Genomic DNA, 17,137 nt, shown 5'->3' on the forward strand with positions numbered 1-17,137 from the left:
CGTCAGCGTTGCGAGCCGCTCGAGTAGCGCGGGTTGTCGTCGACCACGCCGCCGAGTTCCTCGGTGTCCAGGCCCGTCAACGGATCGGGCCGGTCGTCGAGGCCGGCGAAGTTGCTCGGCTCGCTGCGCCGCGACGACGAGCGCAGTGGCTTCGGGCGCGGCATCGGTGCGAACTCGCTGTTGCTGAAGCCGTCGCGGGAGTCGGGCGCGAAGAACGAATCCTGGAACACCGTGGAGTCCTGCCACAGCGCGGTGCGCTCGGCGCGCCGCGAGGCGACCGCGTGCGAGAGCGAGTCGCGCGCCTGGTGCAGGTTGGCAGGGGGCGCGGGCGCCGGCTGCGGACCGCGCGATTGGGCGCTGCTGCTGGGCACGAGCAACTGCAGTTCGGCGACCGACGGCAACTGGTCGACCGGGCAACGCAGGTAGCGCACGCGGCAGGCGCTCAGCACCGATTGCTTGATCTGCATCACGCGGCGCGAATTGCCGCGGTCGGTGTCGAGGTCGATCGCCGCAAGCACGCGGCCATTGGCGCTGCAGACCGCAAAGGTCACGTGGCTGGTGCCCAGCAGATCGAACCAGTAGCGGACCTCGTTCGGATCGGTCGGTTGGCAGAACCGCACCAGCGGCAGCTTCGACAGCACGATGTGGTGCGGGAGCGCTTCGCGCAGCAGACGGTACACACGACGTTCGTCGGTCGAGAATACCGGGCGCGGCGCCAGCGCCCACTCGGTAGGGAGTTCGGCCGATTTCTTCGGATTGCGTCGCAATGCCCACGCGACCAACACGATGGCCAGCAGCGCAAGGGCGGTGAGCGCAATGATCCAGGGGAGCATTTGCATGGCGGGCAGCGCGGTTCCGCGGTTGACACAATGAACGGCAGATTCCGGGGCGTCGGAATCGATGCCGGACTGTAACGGATGCAACCCACTGCATAGGACCGCGCCGATCCCCCGACATGAGGGTCATCGGCGGGCGCGAGGCACGTGCGTGCGGTATGCACGCACTGCCGTCACTCTTCCGCGACGTGCGAGGCCTTGGTCAACGAGGCCTTGACCTCGGTGATCGCGTCCAGCAGCCCGCCGACCTGGCGCGCATGCACCTTCAGGCGGTAGTCCAGCTCAGCGGCGCGATGCTCGACCAGCTCGCCCATGTGCGAGGCCAGCGAGTCGGGCGGCAGCTTCAGCCAGGCGTCCGACTCGGAACCTTCGCGGACCACCTTGGCGCCCGCATTGCGAGCGATCTTCAGCATTGCGGTGTTCTCGCTGAGCGCGTGGATCAGCAGCGTCTCGACGCCACGATTGCGCGCATGCAGCATCGCATGCTCGAACAAGCGGCGGCCGAAGCCGCGCGCGCGGGCCTGCTTCAACACCGACACGCCGAATTCCGACACCGGCGCCGCGTTGTGACCCGTGCCCGACACCGAGTGGGCGAGGTGCGCCATCGCGATCAGTTCGAGGCGGCGACTGAAGATGCCGAAGACCTCGTCCTGCTCGAAGTCGAGCATGTCGACATACTTGGAGATCTGGGCATCCGTGGCGGCATAGCCGAAGCGCAGGTAGCGGTCGCTCGGTTCGAGCGCCAGCAGGTGCGTCAGGATCCGGTCCCGGTGGCGCGGGCCGAGCGAGCGGATCGGCACCCAAGTCCAGGTCGGGACGACGGGTGCTGCGGGCGTGTGAAGGGGGGTGTTGGTGTGGTCGGGAGTGCTCATTGCTGAGTCCTTCCTGGTTCAGGGTTAACACCAGTCTACGTGATCCGGCTAGGGGCCGCTGCCAAGTTGCTGCACTGCACCACGGCAGAACAATGCCTTCTCTGATACACTCGCGGGCTTTCCCGAAATTTGCCTCTGGGGAAGACGTGCCTGCGAGAGTCCACCGTTCGAAGTGGTAGCCGAGCCGGGCGCGAGTTCTGTGTCAAAGCAGAACGAGGCTGACCAACCAAACGACTCAACATGAAGACCTTCAGCGCCAAGCCGGCCGAAGTGGTGCATGAGTGGTTTGTGATTGACGCGACCGATAAGGTTCTCGGACGGGTGGCCAGTGAAGTCGCCCTCCGCTTGCGCGGCAAACACAAGCCTATCTACACGCCCCACGTCGACACCGGTGATTTCATCGTCATCGTCAACGCCGACAAGATCCGCGTGACCGGGAACAAGGCCAATGACAAGGTGTACTACCGTCATTCCGGCTACCCGGGCGGCATCCACGCCACCAAGTTCAAGGACATGCAGGCCAAGCACCCCGGCCGCGCCATCGAGAAGGCCGTCAAGGGCATGCTTCCGAAGGGTCCGCTGGGCTACGCGATGGTGAAGAAGCTGAAGGTCTACGCCGGTGCCACGCACCCGCATACCGCTCAGCAGCCCAAAGTCCTGGACATCTAAGGAGCTGCCGCAATGATCGGTATTTGGAACTACGGCACCGGCCGCCGCAAATCGTCGGTGGCCCGCGTCTTCATCAAGAAGGGCACCGGCCAGATCATCGTCAACGGCAAGACCGTCGACGAGTATTTCGGCCGCCAGACCTCCATCATGGTCGTGCGCCAGCCGCTGGTGCTGACCTCGAACGACGCTGCATTCGACGTCAAGGTCAACGTGCGTGGCGGTGGCGAATCGGGGCAGGCCGGCGCGGTGCGTCACGGCATCACCCGCGCGCTGATCGACTACGACGAGACGCTGAAGTCGCCGCTGAAGCACGCCGGCTTCGTCACCCGCGATGCGCGTGAAGTCGAGCGCAAGAAGGTCGGCCTGCACGGTGCGCGCCGTCGCAAGCAGTTCTCGAAGCGATAAGACCCGGGCTGATCGCCCGCCCTGCAAAGGCCGCCTTCGGGCGGCTTTTGTGTTCATGGCGCTCCTACAATCGCGCCTCTCTCTCTCTCGAAGAGCAAGATCCGATGCGCCTGAAGCTGTTGCGCCGACGCCTGTCGATCAGCGCGCCGCGCATGATCGTGCGCAGCCACCTGCCGTGGCCGCTGCGCTGGGCGGTGGTGGCGCTGATGGTCGGCTTCTCGGCCGCGCTGGCGCTGTGGGCGTTCGAGTTCGGCAAGGAGATCGCCGGTTTCGACAGCCGTTCGGCCGAGGAATTGCGTCGGCTGCGCGACGAGGCTGTCCGGCTGCACACCGAACGCGACAAGGCGGTGTCGATCGCGAACACGGCCGAGAGCCTGCTGAAGGCCGAGAAGACCGTCCAGGACCGCCTGGCGCAGCAACTTCGGCAGAGCGAGGCCGACAACCTGGCGCTGAAGAACGACCTGGGCTTCTTCGAGCGGCTGCTGCCGACGAACGCCGGGGAGGGCGTGAGCATCCGCGGCCTGCAGGTCGAGACGCCCTCGCCGGGCCGCGTGCGCTTCCAGCTACTCGTGATGCAGGCCGGCAAGGCGCTGTCCGAATTCAAGGGACGCTACGAGGTCTCGCTGGCGGGCACGCTCGACGGCAAGCCGTGGAGCTTCACGCCCGCGGCAGGCCCCCAGCCGCTGCAGCTGAAGCAGTACCTGCGCGTCGAAGGAATGATCGATCCACCGCCCCAGGCCGTGGTAAAAACCGCCTCAGTCAGGGTGATGGACCTGAACGGCGTGGTGAAAGCCAGCCTGAGCGTCAGGCCGTAGCGGTGCGTCACGCGCCGCCCGTGGAGGGGAAATCGATGTTCGGTAAGAAAAAGCAGCCGCCGATCCGCACGCTGGTCGGCGAGGGCACCCTGATCCAGGGCGAATTGAGATTCTCCGACGGGCTGCGGATCGATGGCGAAGTCGTCGGCGACGTGACCGCGCTCGGCGATGGCCCGAGCATCCTCGTGATCAGCGAGAAAGCCCGCGTGACCGGGAAGATCAGCGGCGGCCATGTGATCGTCAACGGCCAAGTGAACGGCCCGATCCGCTCCACGGAACTGCTCGAATTGCAACCCAAGGCCCAGATCGCCGGTGACGTCCGCTACGAGGTGCTTGAAATGCACCAGGGCGCCACCATTGATGGTGAACTGCGCCCGTTGGGCGCCGCGGAAAGGCCCGGCCTCAAGCTGGCGGCGTCGAATCCGGGATAATCACGTGCATCGGCATATCGCCGCAGGAGTTTTGCCATGAGCGCAACCGCCGAAAGAATTCAAGACACTACCGCCCTCGCCTCGATGGACGAGCCGCCGGTGCCGCTGGTCTTCACCGACAGCGCCGCCAACAAGGTCAAGGAACTGGTCGACGAGGAAGGCAATCCCGAACTCAAGCTGCGCGTCTTCGTGCAGGGCGGCGGTTGTTCGGGCTTCCAGTACGGCTTCACCTTCGACGAGATCGTCAACGACGACGACACGCAGATGAGCAAGAACGGCGTCACGCTGTTGATCGACGCGATGAGCCTGCAGTACCTGGCCGGCGCGGAGATCGACTACAAGGACGACCTGCAAGGCGCCCAGTTCGTGATCAAGAACCCGAACGCGACGACCACCTGCGGCTGCGGCTCGAGCTTCTCGGCCTGAGCACCGACCGCGCGTCGTCGTCAAAGCCGCCTTCGGGCGGCTTTTTGCTGGCCGCTGCGCCGGCTGGTCCTGCGCATCACGCCGGGTACAGCGCGCCCAGCAGCCGTGGCCCGGCCGCGCCCGTCACGGCTGGCAGGTTGGCGGGCTCCCGGCGCATGAACGCGTGCGCCAGCCAGGCGAACGCGCAGGCCTCGACCTGATCGGGCGGAAGGCCCCGTTCGTCGCTCGAGATTACCGCCATGCCCGGCAGGTTCGCGGCCAGACGTCGCATCAGATGGCGGTTGAACGCGCCGCCGCCGCAGACCAGCAGTTCGCGTGCGGCCCCGGCGCAGGCGGACACGTCGGCCACGCAACTCACCGCGGTCAACTCTGCCAGCGTGGCCTGGACATCGACGGCCTGCGCCACCGGCGCCGCGGCAGCGAGCCGAGCCTGCAGCCAGGCCGGATTGAACAGGTCGCGGCCCGTGCTCTTCGGCGGCGGCAGCGCGAAGTAGGGTTCGGTACGCAGGCTCGCGAGCAGCGGTGCCAGGACGTGTCCGCTTGCCGCCCATGCGCCATCGGCGTCATAGGGGTGTCCGGTGTGCAAGCGGCACCAATGATCGAGCAGGGCGTTCGCCGGCCCGCAGTCGAAGCCGACGGTCGTGCCGTCCGCCCGGAGCGCGGTCAGGTTCGCGATCCCGCCGAGGTTCAGCACGGCGACCGCCTCGCCGGCGCGTCCGAACACCGCACGGTGGAACGCCGGCACCAACGGGGCGCCCTGGCCCCCGGCCGCGACGTCGCGGCCGCGCAGGTCGGCGACAACGTCGATCCCGGTCAACTCCGCGAGCAGCGCCGGGCTGTTCAGCTGCAGGGTGTAGCCCGTGCCATCGAACTCGCCCGGGCGGTGCCGCACCGTCTGGCCGTGTGCGCCGATCGCGCGCACGCGCTCGCGGGGAGTGGCGCTGGTTCGAAGCAACGCGTCGACGACGTCGGCATACCCGCGCGCCAACGCATTTCCGGCGAGGGCGGCGCGGTGCAGCTCGTTCGCGCCGACGCTGTTCAGCGCCAGCAGCTCGGCGGCGAGGTCGGGAGCGAACGGCCGATGCACATGCGCCACCACCTGCGGGGCGGGACCGTCGGCGGCGTCGAAGTCGACGAGCACGCCGTCGATGCCGTCGAGCGAGGTGCCGGACATCAGTCCGATGTAGAGCGCGGTCATCGCTCGATTGTGCCCACCAAATGCGAAGGGCCCGCACTGCGGGCCCCGGCGCCAGAGAAGCGGTGCTTACTCGGCGTAGGCGCCCGAGCGGGCCACGGATTCAGCGACCTCGAGCTGGCTGCGCAGGCTGCCCGCGAGCTGCGCAAACGCGGCCTTCTGCGCCGGCGCGAGTTCGATCACCTCGGAGGCCTTGGCCATGATCATCGGGTCTTGCTGCATGCCGCTGACCTTGACTTCGAAGTGCAGGTGCGGCCCGGTCGCCCAGCCGGTGGCGCCGACCGCGCCGACGCGCTGGCCTTGCTCGACGTGGGCGCCGCGCTTCACGTCGATCCGGCTCATGTGCGCGTACAGCGTCGAGCGCTGCGCGCTGTGGCGGATCTCGACGACATTGCCGTAGCCGTTCTGCCAGCCCGCGAAATCGACCGTGCCGTCGCCGACCGCGCGGATCGGCGTGCCGGCCGGCGCGCCGTAGTCGACGCCCTTGTGCTGCTTCCAGCTGTTCAGGATCGGGTGCATGCGCATCGCGAAGCCGGAGGTCACCCGCGAGAACTCCATCGGGCTCGCGAGGAACGCGCGCTTCTTGCTCTGGCCGTCGAAGCCGTAGTAGCCGCCCTTGCCTTCGGCGCCCTTGAACCAGACCGCCGAGTAGGTCTTGCCGTTGTTGACGAAGTCGGCGGCCAGCACGCGGCCGGCCACGCCCCAGGTGATGGGCTCGCCATCGGCGGTGAGCGCCTCGTACAGCACCGAGAAGGTGTCGCCCTTCTGCAGCTGGCGGCGGAAATCGACATCGGTCGAGAACACGTCGGCCAGCTGGGTCGCGACGTTGTCGGGAATGCGCGCCTCGTCGGTCGCCGCGAACAGGGACGAATGGATCGTCCCGCTGCCCATGCGAACCTGCGCAGCCAGTGGCGCGGTCTCGATCATCGCCATCAGCTTGCCGCCGATCAGGCGCACGGTCAAACGGTTGAAATGCGTGCCCAGCTGATCCGGATTGGACGGCGCGTAGCGCGCGATCAACTCCGTCAGCGTGCCGTTCTCGTCGGTCTGGACGCGGACCATCTTGCCGCCCCGGCCCTCGAGGAGCTTGCGGCCCGTGGCATCGGTGCGCAGGAACTGCGCCGCAGCGGCGTCGCTGACGTTCAGGCGCTTCAGGAGACTGTCGACCGTGTCGCTGGTGCGGGTCAGGTCGGTCCGGTACAGCTGTAACTCGTGCTCCGCCAGCGCGTCGAGCTGGGACTGGATTTCGTCCGGCGTGACGCTCTCGGTCACCAGTCGTTTCGGAATGTCAGACGCGTCGGGCGCCATCGGCGCGATGCCGAACGCCGTGACGCCGAAGCCGGCCAGCGACAGCATCACGGCCGCCGAGAGGCCGCGCGGATGCGCAGAGACGAAACGGGCGGTGCGCGTGGCGGCTGCTGCCAGCGCGCGGTCGAGTGAGTCCAGCGATTTCAATTCAATTCGAGGGCCCGGTGCCCTGGTGCGAGCGACGGCAGCGTGGCCGCGCGCTTCGATGTTGTGTCCCTACCGCCCCGAAGGGCCTCTACTAGAATCCGTGGCGCCCGACTCCGGACGGGCACGGACCGTGTTCAGATCGCATCCGCCATGCCGGGGAGCGGGCCCTGAACCGCCGGGAAGTATAACGACCCCACCGCGCGCCCATCCCCGTAAAAGCCCCGTATGCCCCCCACTTCCAGTCAAGCTTCTGCCTCCGCTTCGCCAAACCCCGGGCATCCGGTGACAGATCGGGTCCGGGAGGCATTGGCAATCTCGATGCGTGGCTGCGACGAACTGCTGCCGCAGGCCGACTGGCTGGCCAAGCTCGCCAAGTCGGAAGCAACCGGCGTGCCACTGCGGATCAAGTTCGGTCTGGACCCGACCGCGCCCGACCTGCACCTGGGTCATACGGTGGTCTTCAACAAGCTGCGCCAGCTCCAGGACCTGGGCCACACCGTGATCCCGCTGATCGGCGATTTCACGTCGATGATCGGCGATCCGTCGGGACGCAACGCGACCCGGCCGCCTTTGACCCGCGAGCAGATCGAGGCGAATGCGAAGACTTACTTCGATCAGATCAGTCTGGTCGTCGACATCGAGCGGGCCGAAGTTCGTTACAACTCGGAATGGAGCGATCCGCTGGGTGCGCGCGGAATGATCCAGCTCGCGTCGCGCTACACGGTGGCGCGGATGATGGAGCGCAACGACTTTCACGATCGCTTCAACGCCGGCACGCCGATCAGCGTCCACGAATTCCTGTACCCGCTGATGCAGGGCTACGACTCGGTTGCGTTGAAGAGCGACCTCGAACTCGGCGGCACCGACCAGAAATTCAATCTGCTGGTCGGCCGATCGTTGCAGAGCGAATACGGCCAGGAGCCGCAATGCATCCTGACGATGCCGCTGCTGGAAGGTCTGGATGGCGTGGAGAAGATGTCCAAGAGCAAGGGCAACTACATCGGCATCACCGAGCCGGCGAACACGATGTTCGCAAAGCTGCTCTCGATCAACGACGCGTTGATGTGGAAGTACTTCACCCTGCTCAGCTTCCGCCCGGAGGCCGAGGTGGCCCGGCTGCGGACGGAGGTGGAGGATGGCCGCAATCCGAAGGACGCCAAGGTCCAGCTGGCCAAGGAAGTGACCGCGCGTTTCCACGGCGCCGCGGCGGCCGACGCGGCCGAGCGCGATTTCGAGCTGCGCGCCCGCGGCGGCGTGCCGGACGAGATCGTCGCGGTCGGGTTGACAGGGGCTCCTCTGGGTATCGGCGCGGTGCTGAAACAGGCTAATCTTGCGGCGTCGACCGGCGAGGCCCTGCGCCTGGTCGACGGCAACGGCGTGAAGGTGGATGGTTCGGTCGTCAGCGACCGGGGTTTGAAACTGGCCGCCGGGACCTATGTGGTGCAAGTGGGCAAGCGCAAGTTCGCGCGGGTGACGCTGGAGTGATCCACCATGTTTCGCAGAAACTTCCTGGTGAGCATGACGAGCCTGTTGGCCCTCGGTGCTGCGCGTGCCGCGCCGGCGGCGCATGAGCAGACGCGCATCGAGAAGCTGATCCGCTTCGTCGAGACCCAGAAGGACATGAAGTTCGTGCGCAACGGCACCGAGTACACCTGTGCCGACGCCGGCAAGTTCCTGCGCGGCAAGCTCGAGGCGATGGGCAAGGAAGTCACGACCGCGCGCGAATTCATCGAGCGCATCGCCAGCAAGTCCAGCATGAGCGGGCAGCCGTACCAGGTCAAGTTCGCCGACGGCCGCACGATGCTCGCGAGCCAGTTCCTGCACGAGGAGCTCAAGCGCCTGGACAGCGGCGCGACCTCCTGACCGAGTGCAGGTCCGCACCCTCTTCAAGCTGTCGATCGCGGCGGCGGTCGCGACGATCACGATGAAGACGGCGGCCTGGTGGGTCACCGACTCGGTCGGCCTGCTCTCGGACGCGCTGGAGTCGTTCGTCAACCTCGCATCGGCGCTGTTCGCGCTCGCGATGGTCACCATCGCGCAACGCCCCGCGGACGACGACCACCCGTTCGGCCACACCAAGGCAGAGTATTTCTCGAGCGGCTTCGAAGGTCTGCTGATCGTCGGCGCGGCCGCCGGGATCATCTGGGCGGCGATTCACCGCTTCAACGCGCCGCTGCCGCTGCACTCGCTCGGGTGGGGCCTGGGTCTGGCGGTGGCCAGTTCGGCGCTGAACGGCGTGCTGGCCTGGCGGATGATGGCCGCGTCACGAGAGCACCGCTCGATCGTGCTCGAGGCCGACGCGCGCCACCTCTACACCGACGTGTGGACCTCCGTCGGCGTCGTCGCCGGTCTGGTGCTGGTGCACTTCACGGGCTGGCTGTGGCTGGACCCGGTGCTGGCGATCGGCGTGGCGCTGAACATCCTGCGCGAGGGCGCGCACCTGGCCTGGCGCTCGATCGAGGGCCTGATGGACAGCGCCGTGGAGCCCGACGTGCGTACGCAGATCGACCGCACGTTGGCGCAGTTCGACCACCCGACGATCCGCTTCGACCACCTGGTCACGCGCCGCGCCGGCCAGCGCCGCTTCGTCGACCTGCACATGCACATGCCGGCGAGCTGGTCGCTCGGGCGCGCGGCGGCCCTGCGCACCACGGTCGAGCAGGCGCTGATGAGCGAGGTGCCGGGGCTGCGCGCGTCGATCCAGCTGCTGCCGTCCGACGTCGAGGCGCACTTCAACGACGTGGCGGACACGCCGTGATCGCGATCGCGCAACGGGTGTCGCGCGCGAGCGTGCGGGTCGGTGGAACGGAGATCGGCGCGATCGGCCACGGCTTGCTGATCCTGGCCTGCGCCGAACCGGACGACACCGACGCGATCGCCGACAAGCTGATCGCCAAGCTGCTGAAGCTGCGCGTCTTCGCGGATGGCCAGGGCAAGATGAACCGCAGCGTCGTCGACGTGCAGGGCGGTTTGCTGATCGTCAGCCAGTTCACGCTGGCCGCCGATCTGTCCGGCGGCAACCGGCCCAGCTTCACCGCCGCGGCCGGTCCCGAACTCGGCCGGGCGCTCTACGAGCGGCTGCTCGCGACTGCCCGCGCCGCCCATCCGCTGGTCGCTGCGGGCGAGTTCGGCGCCGACATGCAGGTCGAACTCGTGAACGACGGGCCGGTGACCATCCCGATCACGTTGCGCCCGTGAAACCGATCAGTCGGCGTATTCGCCGGCGGCCTTGATGATCGGGCCCCACTTGGCGATTTCCGACGCGACGAACTTCTTGTGCTCGTCGCCGGACAGCCGCGCGTCGGTGATGATCACCGCGCCGAGGGCCTCCTCGCGCTTCATGAACTCGGGGTCCTTCAGCGCGGTGCGCAGCGCGCCGTTGATCTTGTCCACCACCGCCTTCGGCGTGCCCTTGGGCGCGTACATGCCGTGCCAGATGCTGACGTTGAAGCCCTTCAGACCCGCTTCGTCGAGCGTCGGCAGGTTCTTCAGCGCCGGCGTGCTCAGGCGCTTCGGCGTCGTGACCGCGTAGGCCTTGACGCTGCCGGCGGCGATCTGGCTGGTCGTGTTGGTCGTCTGGTCGCACATCAGGTCGACCTGGCCGCCGAGCAGATCGGTCATCGCCGGGCCGGTGCCCTTGTACGGCACCGTCTGCATGTTGATCTTCAGCGTGCTCTGGAACAGGAGCCCGCACAGGTGCGAGGCGGCGCCAAGCCCGGCGTTGGCGAGGTTGATCTTGCCCTTGTTGGCCTCCATCCACTTGACCAGTTCGGCGTAGTTGGCAGCCGGCAGCGTGGGCTTGCCGATCAGCGTCATCGGCACCTCGTTGACCATGCCGACATACTCGAAGTCGCCCAGCGTGTCGTAGCTCATCTTGCGATAGAGCGCCGGTGCCGTGCTCATGCCGATGTGGTGCAGCAGCAGCGTGTAGCCGTCCGGTGCCGACTTGGCGACCTTGGCGGCGCCCAGCGTGCCGCCCGCGCCGCCGACGTTCTCGATGATGATCGACTGGCCGCCGAGCGGCTTGCGCAGTGCCTCGGCCAGATCACGGGCCACCTTGTCGGTCGGGCCGCCGGCCGCGAACGGCACGACGATGGTGACCGGCTTGTCCGGGTACTCGGCGAAGGCCGACGTGGCAACGGCGGCGACGAGGCCGGCGATCAGGAGTTGTTTCATGGGGAATGGGCTTTCAGCGTGTGTCGACCGCGCGATTGTCCGAAAGCCGGCTCGCGACGCCATCGCGGAAAGTACGTAACCCGTGCGTTCGGCAAGGACTTGCGTCACGCCGTCGCGTGTTCACGCGAAACGTCGCGCGTCGTCGATGACCTTGCCGTCGTTCGGCAAGCTGCCGGGCGCACACAGCAGCACCTCGCCGCGCAGCTTGGTGATGTCGCGCATGGATTCGGCGAGTTTCGCGGCCAGGCCCTCGGGCTGGCCATCGACTTCGACATGCAGCGTCATCGCGTCGTTCGCCATCTCGCCGCTGACCACCAGGCGCGCCTTGCGCGCCAGCGGCTGGCGGCGCACGATCTCCGCCACCTGGCCCGGGTGCACGAACATGCCGCGCACCTTGGCCGTCTGGTCGGCGCGGCCCATCCAGCCCTTGATGCGGGTGTTGGTGCGGCCGGTCGGGCAGGTGCCGGGCAGCACGGCCGACAGGTCACCCGTGCCGAAGCGGATCAGCGGGTAGCCGGGGTTCAGCGTTGTCACGACGACTTCGCCCACCTCACCCTCGGGGACCGGATCGCCGGTGCCGGGCCGCACGATCTCGACGATCACGCCCTCGTCGAGCACCAGCCCTTGTCGAGCCGCAGTCTCGTACGCGACCAGGCCCAGGTCGGCCGTGCCATAGCTTTGGTAGGCGTCGACGCCGCGTGCCAGCATCCAGTCGCGCAGGCTCGGCGGGAAGGCCTCGCCGCCGACCGACGCCTTGGTGAGCGAGCGCAGCGCGACGCCCGAGTCGTCGGCCTTCTCGAGGATGATCTTCAGGAAGCTCGGCGTGCCGATGTAGGCGGACGGCTTCATCGCCGCGATCGCGTGGACCTGCTGCTCCGTCTGCCCGGTACCGGCCGGAAATACCGTGCAGCCGAGCGCGAACGCGCCGCTTTCCATCATCGCGCCGGCCGGCGTGAAGTGGTAGCTGAAGGTGTTGTGCACCAGCTCACCCTCGCGCAGACCGGCCGCGAACAGCGCGCGCGCCATGCGCCAGTAGTCGGGTGCGCTGCCTTCGGGCTCGTGGATCGGGCCCGGCGATGCGAACACCCGCAGCGCGCGGCGCGCGCTCGGTGTCGCGCCCCAACCCAACGCCGAGAAACCGCCGAACAGGTCCGGCGCGGCCGGGTCGCGCTGGCGCTCCAGCAATTCGTGCTTGCGGATGACCGGCAAGCGGGCGAGCGCCTCACGGTTGGTGATCCCGGCCGCATCGATGGTCGCGAGGCTCGCGGCGAACGCCGGCGCGTGCGCCTTCGCGTGCGCGATCTGCGTGGCGAGCGCGCGCATCAACGCGGCTTCGCGCACCTCCGGCGAGCGCGTCTCGAAGGCGTCGTAGTGAGCGTCTTTCGGCGTCATGGGGGTCATCGTCGCGTCATTCGTCGTCGCCGCGGTCGACGCGGCGCTTGGCGTCGTCCAGCAGTTTGCGCTGGCCGACCGGCGTGTCGACCGGGTAGCGGTCGAAGCCGCCGCGCGCGCGCTTGAGGTCGGCGATGAGCGCGCCCGCCTCGTCGTGGAAATGGATGAAGGCGCTGCCCTTCAGGTGGAAGGTGCCGGGCTTGATCTCGCGCAGGCCCTTGATCTCGCGCAGCTGGCGCAGCAGCGGCAGCAGGCGGGCGAGGGCGGCTTCGTCGGCGTGGGCCATCGTCGTCACTCCGTCTCAGGCGAGCCAGCGCTTCCTGCGCTTGTAGCTCTTCACGTCGCGGAAGCTCTTGCGGTCGCCGCCGCCGACGCCGAGGTAGAACTCCTTCACGTCCTCGTTCTCGCGCAGCGAGGCGGCCTCGCCGTCCATCACGATGCGGCCGTTCTCGAGGATGTAGCCGTAGTCGGAGTAGCGCAGCGCCATGTTGGTGTTCTGCTCCGCGAGCAGGAAGGTCACGCCCTCGCGGGTGTTCAGGTCCTTGACGATCTCGAACACCTCTTCGACGATCTGCGGCGCCAGCCCCATCGACGGCTCGTCGAGCAGCACCATCTTCGGGTTGGCCATCAGCGCGCGGCCGATCGCGCACATCTGCTGCTCGCCGCCGGAGGTGTAGGCCGCCTGCGAGGCGCGGCGCGTCTTCAGCCGCGGAAAGTAGGTGTAGACCTTGTCCAGCGTGGCGGCCACCCCGCCCTTGCCGTCGCGCCGTGTGTAGGCGCCGGTCATCAGGTTCTCCTCGATCGTCAGGTGCGCGAAGCAGTGCCGGCCTTCCATCACCTGGATCACGCCGCGGTTCACCATCTCGGCGGTCCCGAGCGACTCGATCCGCTCGCCGCGCAGCTGGATCGTGCCTTTGGTGACGGCGCCGCGCTCGCTCTCGAGCAGGTTGCTGACGGCGCGCAACGTGGTCGTCTTGCCGGCCCCGTTGCCGCCCATCAGCGCGACGATCCTGCCCTCGGGCACCTGCAGCGACACCCCCTTCAGCACCAGGATGACGTGGTTGTAGATCACCTCGATCCCGTTGACATCCAGAAGAATGTTCGCTGCAGCCATTTCGACCTCAGCTCTGGCAATCCGCAGGGGTGCGGCGGGTCAGCTTCTTCTCGCCGGCGTACTTGTCGGCCGCGACCTTGACCATCGGCTTGATGATCTGCTCGTCGGCCTGCAGCCAGTCGGAACTGAAGTTCCACTTCGCGCCGTCCCAGGTGTGCACGCGCGCCCAGGTCGAGCCCATGTGGTCCTGGCACGAGGTCGACAGCGGCCGCATCACGCCGGAGAAGCCGAGTGCGTCGAGCTTCTTCTGGTCGAGCGCCAGGTTCTCGAGGCCCCAGCGCACCTGCTCGCCGGTCATGACCTTGCCCTTGCCGAAGCGCTCCTGCGCGCGCCGGACGGCCTCGACGCCGAGCATCTGGATGATCAGGCCGCGGGTGTACAGCACGGTGCCGACTTCTTCCTTCGGCCCGGTGCCCTGGCCCTTGTCGTGCACGTACTTCAGGATGTCCTGGATCACCTTCGGGCTCTGGCCCGAGGTGTTCAGGTTCAGCGCGTTGTAGCCCTTCGCGCCTTCGCCCACGTCCTTCACGTCCGGCTCGGCGCCGGCCCACCAGACGCCGTACATCTTCTCGCGCGGGTAGCCGGTGGCCTGGGCCTCCTTCAGCGCGGTCGAATTCATCACGCCCCAGCCCCACAGCAGCACGTAGTCGGGGCGCTGCTGGCGGACCTGCAGCCAAGCGGACTTCTGCTCGACGCCCGGCGCCGTCACCGGGATCTTGGTCAGCTCGAAGCCATGCATCTTGGCGCGCTCTTCCAGCAGCGGGATCGGCTCCTTGCCGAACGGGCTGTCGTGGTAGACCAGCGCGATCTTCTTGCCCTTGAGCTTGTCCAGGCCGCCTTCCTTCTTGCCGATGTGCTGGATCAGCATGTCGGCCGCGGTCCAGTAACTGCCCATCAGCGGGAAGTTCCACTTGAACACGTTGCCGTCCTGCGACGCCGACAGGCCGTAGCCGAGGGTCAGCAGCGGGATCTTGTCGGCGGCGACCTTGTCGGTCAGCGCGAAGGTGATGCCGGTGGCCTGCGGATCGATCAGCGTGACGCCCGGGCGGCTCTTCAGGCGCTCGTAGCACTCGACGCCCTTGTCGGTCGCGTAGCCGGTCTCGCATTCCTCGAACGTGATCTTCACGCCGTTGATGCCGCCGTCGCGCGCGTTGATCATCTTGATGTAGTCCTGCTTGCCGTTGGCCCACGGCGTGCCGTTCGGCGCGTACGGGCCGGTGCGGTAGGCCAGCAGCGGGAAGAACTGCTCCTTGGCCTGCGCGAAGGCGCCGGTGGCCGCGGCCAGGAGGGTCGCGCCGAGCGCGAGAGAACGCAAATGATTCATTTGTCTGTCTCCGGTGGTGAGGGGGTCAGTGAGGAAACGGCCAGAGCCGCAGCTTTTCTTTCGCGGTCGACCACAGCCGCGCGATGCCGTGCGGCTCGACGATGAGGAAGAACACGATCAGCGCGCCGAACACCATGAAGGTCAGGTGCGACGCGGTCGCGGTGTCGATGGGGATGCCGAACCAATACGGCAGCCCGTCCAGCACGATCGGCAGCACGACGATGAACGCCGCGCCGAAGAAGCTGCCCATGATCGAGCCCAGGCCGCCGATGATGATCATGAACAGCAGCTGGAACGATCGGTCGATGTTGAATGCCGCCGGCTCCCACGAGCCGAGGTGGATGAAGCCCCACAGCCCGCCGGCGACGCCGACGATGAACGAGCTCACGGCGAACGCGGTCAGCTTCGCGTAGATCGGGCGGATGCCGATGACGGCGGCGGCCACGTCCATGTCGCGGATCGCCATCCACTCGCGGCCGATCGCGCCGCGCACCAGGTTTTTCGCGAGCAGCGCGAAGACCACCAGGAAGCCGAGGCAGAACAGGTACTTGTGCGCCGGCGATTCGATCGGCACGCCGAACACGTTCAGCCCCGCGACGCTGACCGAGCCCGACGACGAATCGTTGGTCACCCACTTCAATCGCAGGCAGGCCCAGTCGACGAAGAACTGCGCGGCGAGCGTGGCGACCGCGAGGTACAGCCCCTTGATGCGCAGCGACGGGATGCCGAACAGCACGCCCACCGCCGTGCTGCACACGCCGCCGAGCAGCAGCGAGAAGATCAGCGGTATGCCCTCGATGCGCGCCTGGAAGTTGTAGGCCGCGTACGCGCCGATCGCCATGAACGCACCGGTGCCGAGCGAGATCTGCCCGCAGTAGCCGACCAGGATGTTCAGGCCGAGGGCCGCCAGCGACAGGATCAGGAACGGCACGAAAATCGCGCGCAGCAAGTACTCGGACGCGAACATCGGCACCGCGATGAATGCGACCGCCAGCAGCGCGGCGATCGCCACGCGGTCCTGCAGGATCGGGAAGATCTGCTGGTCCGCGCGGTAGGTGGACTTGAACTGACCGTTCTCTCTGTACAGCATGATTCGTTCAGACCCGGTCGATGATCTTCTCGCCGAACAAGCCCTGCGGCCGGAACAGCAGGAACACGAGCGCCAGCACGTAGGCGAACCAGATCTCGATGCCGCCGCCGAGCATCGGCCCGATGTAGATTTCGGAGAGCTTCTCGCCGACGCCGATGATCAGCCCGCCGATGATCGCGCCCGGCACCGAGGTCAGCCCGCCGAGGATCACCACCGGCAGTGCCTTCAGCGCCACCAGCGCGAGCGAGAACTGCACGCCGAGCTTGCTGCCCCAGATCACGCCGGCCACGAGGGCCACGACGCCCGCGACCGACCAGACGATGATCCAGATCCGCCCGAGCGGGATGCCGATCGACTGCGCGGCCTGGTGGTCATCGGCCACCGCGCGCAGCGCGCGGCCGGTCGCGGTCTTCTGGAAGAACAGCGCCAGCAGCGCGACCAGCACCGCGGCGATCGCCGCCGCGTAGAGGTCTTCCTTGTTGATCAGCACGCCGCCCTGTAGCACGCCGTCGAGCACGATCACCGGGTCCTTCGGCATGCCGACGTCGATCTTGTAGATGTCGGAGCCGAACAGCGTCTGGCCGAAGCCTTCGAGGAAGTAGCTGATGCCGAGCGTCGCCATCAGCAGCGTGATGTGCTCCTGGTTCACGAGCTTGCGCAGCACCAGCCGCTCGATCAGCCACGCGACCGCGATCATGATCACGACCGCTGCGGCGAACGCGAGCACGTTGGCCAGCACCTTGTTGTCGAACCCGAACCACTTCGGGATCCACTCGTAGAAGCGCGCCATCGCCAGCGCCGCGAACAGCACCATCGCGCCCTGCGCGAAGTTGAAGACGCCGCTGGCTTTGTAGATCAGCACGAAGCCGAGCGCGATCAGCGAATACAGCATCCCGACCATCAGGCCGCCAAAGAGGGTTTCGAGGAAGAAGCCCAT

Annotated in this window: 20 protein-coding genes; 9 read left to right on the top strand and 11 right to left on the bottom strand. The window is 67.3% G+C overall.

Annotated features, from left to right (window positions below; translation table 11 throughout):
- Positions 1 to 2: 2 nt before the first annotated feature.
- Together ACWH49_RS14480 and ACWH49_RS14485 are read right to left on the bottom strand one after the other, a co-directional pair.
- A complete protein-coding gene (locus ACWH49_RS14480; protein ID WP_056461012.1) occupies positions 3 to 839 on the bottom strand; it encodes a DUF2726 domain-containing protein in 837 nt (278 codons plus the stop codon).
- Between the two features lie 170 nt (positions 840 to 1,009).
- Complete coding sequence (locus ACWH49_RS14485) at positions 1,010 to 1,708, bottom strand: N-acetyltransferase family protein (protein ID WP_448172086.1); 699 nt, start codon at positions 1,706 to 1,708, stop codon at positions 1,010 to 1,012.
- A 240-nt stretch (positions 1,709 to 1,948) separates the two neighbouring features.
- Between ACWH49_RS14485 and rplM the strand changes: the two genes are divergently transcribed.
- The 5 genes from rplM (at position 1,949) to erpA (ending at position 4,454) form a co-directional block, all read left to right on the top strand.
- A complete protein-coding gene (gene rplM / locus ACWH49_RS14490) occupies positions 1,949 to 2,377 on the top strand; it encodes a 50S ribosomal protein L13 (RefSeq protein ID WP_056461018.1) in 429 nt (142 codons plus the stop codon).
- 12 nt (positions 2,378 to 2,389) lie between these two features.
- Positions 2,390 to 2,782: a 30S ribosomal protein S9 gene (rpsI, locus tag ACWH49_RS14495; protein WP_056461020.1), complete on the top strand. Its 393-nt coding sequence runs from the start codon at positions 2,390 to 2,392 to the stop codon at positions 2,780 to 2,782.
- Between the two features lie 104 nt (positions 2,783 to 2,886).
- A complete protein-coding gene (locus ACWH49_RS14500; protein WP_448172087.1) occupies positions 2,887 to 3,597 on the top strand; it encodes a DUF6776 family protein in 711 nt (236 codons plus the stop codon).
- Positions 3,598 to 3,632: 35 nt separating this feature from the next.
- Entirely contained in the window at positions 3,633 to 4,028 is a 396-nt protein-coding gene (locus tag ACWH49_RS14505) for a bactofilin family protein (protein WP_448172088.1), read from the top strand.
- Positions 4,029 to 4,064: 36 nt separating this feature from the next.
- Entirely contained in the window at positions 4,065 to 4,454 is a 390-nt protein-coding gene (gene erpA / locus ACWH49_RS14510; RefSeq protein ID WP_056461030.1) for an iron-sulfur cluster insertion protein ErpA, read from the top strand.
- Positions 4,455 to 4,530: 76 nt separating this feature from the next.
- Here the strand turns inward: erpA and ACWH49_RS14515 are convergent, their stop codons facing one another.
- Together ACWH49_RS14515 and ACWH49_RS14520 are read right to left on the bottom strand one after the other, a co-directional pair.
- Complete coding sequence (locus ACWH49_RS14515; protein WP_448172089.1) at positions 4,531 to 5,652, bottom strand: anhydro-N-acetylmuramic acid kinase; 1,122 nt, start codon at positions 5,650 to 5,652, stop codon at positions 4,531 to 4,533.
- Positions 5,653 to 5,718: 66 nt separating this feature from the next.
- Positions 5,719 to 7,104, bottom strand: coding sequence for a peptidoglycan DD-metalloendopeptidase family protein (locus tag ACWH49_RS14520; RefSeq protein ID WP_448172090.1), 1,386 nt, complete (start codon positions 7,102 to 7,104; stop codon positions 5,719 to 5,721).
- A 225-nt stretch (positions 7,105 to 7,329) separates the two neighbouring features.
- On the opposite strand from ACWH49_RS14520, the gene tyrS reads away from it, so the two are divergent.
- Genes tyrS through dtd form a run of 4 tightly spaced genes read left to right on the top strand, consistent with a single transcriptional unit; the run spans position 7,330 to position 10,302 of the window.
- Entirely contained in the window at positions 7,330 to 8,589 is a 1,260-nt protein-coding gene (gene tyrS, locus ACWH49_RS14525; RefSeq protein WP_448172091.1) for a tyrosine--tRNA ligase, read from the top strand.
- A gap of 6 nt (positions 8,590 to 8,595) precedes the next feature.
- Positions 8,596 to 8,967: a DUF5329 family protein gene (locus ACWH49_RS14530; protein ID WP_448172092.1), complete on the top strand. Its 372-nt coding sequence runs from the start codon at positions 8,596 to 8,598 to the stop codon at positions 8,965 to 8,967.
- 4 nt (positions 8,968 to 8,971) lie between these two features.
- Entirely contained in the window at positions 8,972 to 9,862 is an 891-nt protein-coding gene (locus tag ACWH49_RS14535) for a cation diffusion facilitator family transporter (RefSeq protein WP_448172093.1), read from the top strand.
- On the top strand, positions 9,859 to 10,302 hold the full coding sequence (dtd, locus tag ACWH49_RS14540; RefSeq protein ID WP_448172094.1) for a D-aminoacyl-tRNA deacylase: 444 nt from the start codon (positions 9,859 to 9,861) through the stop codon (positions 10,300 to 10,302). The genes ACWH49_RS14535 and dtd overlap by 4 nt, the downstream gene beginning before the upstream one ends.
- 6 nt (positions 10,303 to 10,308) lie before the next feature.
- Here the strand turns inward: dtd and ACWH49_RS14545 are convergent, their stop codons facing one another.
- The 7 genes from ACWH49_RS14545 to ACWH49_RS14575 all read right to left on the bottom strand — a co-directional run bounded on the left by ACWH49_RS14545 (position 10,309) and on the right by ACWH49_RS14575 (position 17,137).
- A complete protein-coding gene (locus ACWH49_RS14545; RefSeq protein WP_448172095.1) occupies positions 10,309 to 11,280 on the bottom strand; it encodes a tripartite tricarboxylate transporter substrate-binding protein in 972 nt (323 codons plus the stop codon).
- Positions 11,281 to 11,400: 120 nt separating this feature from the next.
- Positions 11,401 to 12,672 carry a phenylacetate--CoA ligase family protein gene (locus ACWH49_RS14550; protein WP_448172096.1) on the bottom strand — a complete coding sequence of 424 codons (1,272 nt, stop codon included), beginning with the start codon at positions 12,670 to 12,672 and terminating at the stop codon, positions 11,401 to 11,403.
- A 16-nt stretch (positions 12,673 to 12,688) separates the two neighbouring features.
- Positions 12,689 to 12,958: a hypothetical protein gene (locus tag ACWH49_RS14555; RefSeq protein WP_448172097.1), complete on the bottom strand. Its 270-nt coding sequence runs from the start codon at positions 12,956 to 12,958 to the stop codon at positions 12,689 to 12,691.
- 15 nt (positions 12,959 to 12,973) lie between these two features.
- Entirely contained in the window at positions 12,974 to 13,786 is an 813-nt protein-coding gene (locus tag ACWH49_RS14560; RefSeq protein ID WP_448172098.1) for an ABC transporter ATP-binding protein, read from the bottom strand.
- A gap of 7 nt (positions 13,787 to 13,793) precedes the next feature.
- A complete protein-coding gene (locus ACWH49_RS14565) occupies positions 13,794 to 15,110 on the bottom strand; it encodes an ABC transporter substrate-binding protein (protein ID WP_448172099.1) in 1,317 nt (438 codons plus the stop codon).
- 25 nt (positions 15,111 to 15,135) lie between these two features.
- A complete protein-coding gene (locus tag ACWH49_RS14570; protein WP_448172100.1) occupies positions 15,136 to 16,200 on the bottom strand; it encodes a branched-chain amino acid ABC transporter permease in 1,065 nt (354 codons plus the stop codon).
- A gap of 7 nt (positions 16,201 to 16,207) precedes the next feature.
- On the bottom strand, positions 16,208 to 17,137 hold the full coding sequence (locus ACWH49_RS14575; RefSeq protein ID WP_448172101.1) for a branched-chain amino acid ABC transporter permease: 930 nt from the start codon (positions 17,135 to 17,137) through the stop codon (positions 16,208 to 16,210).

This window comes from Rhizobacter fulvus (genome assembly GCF_964020785.1).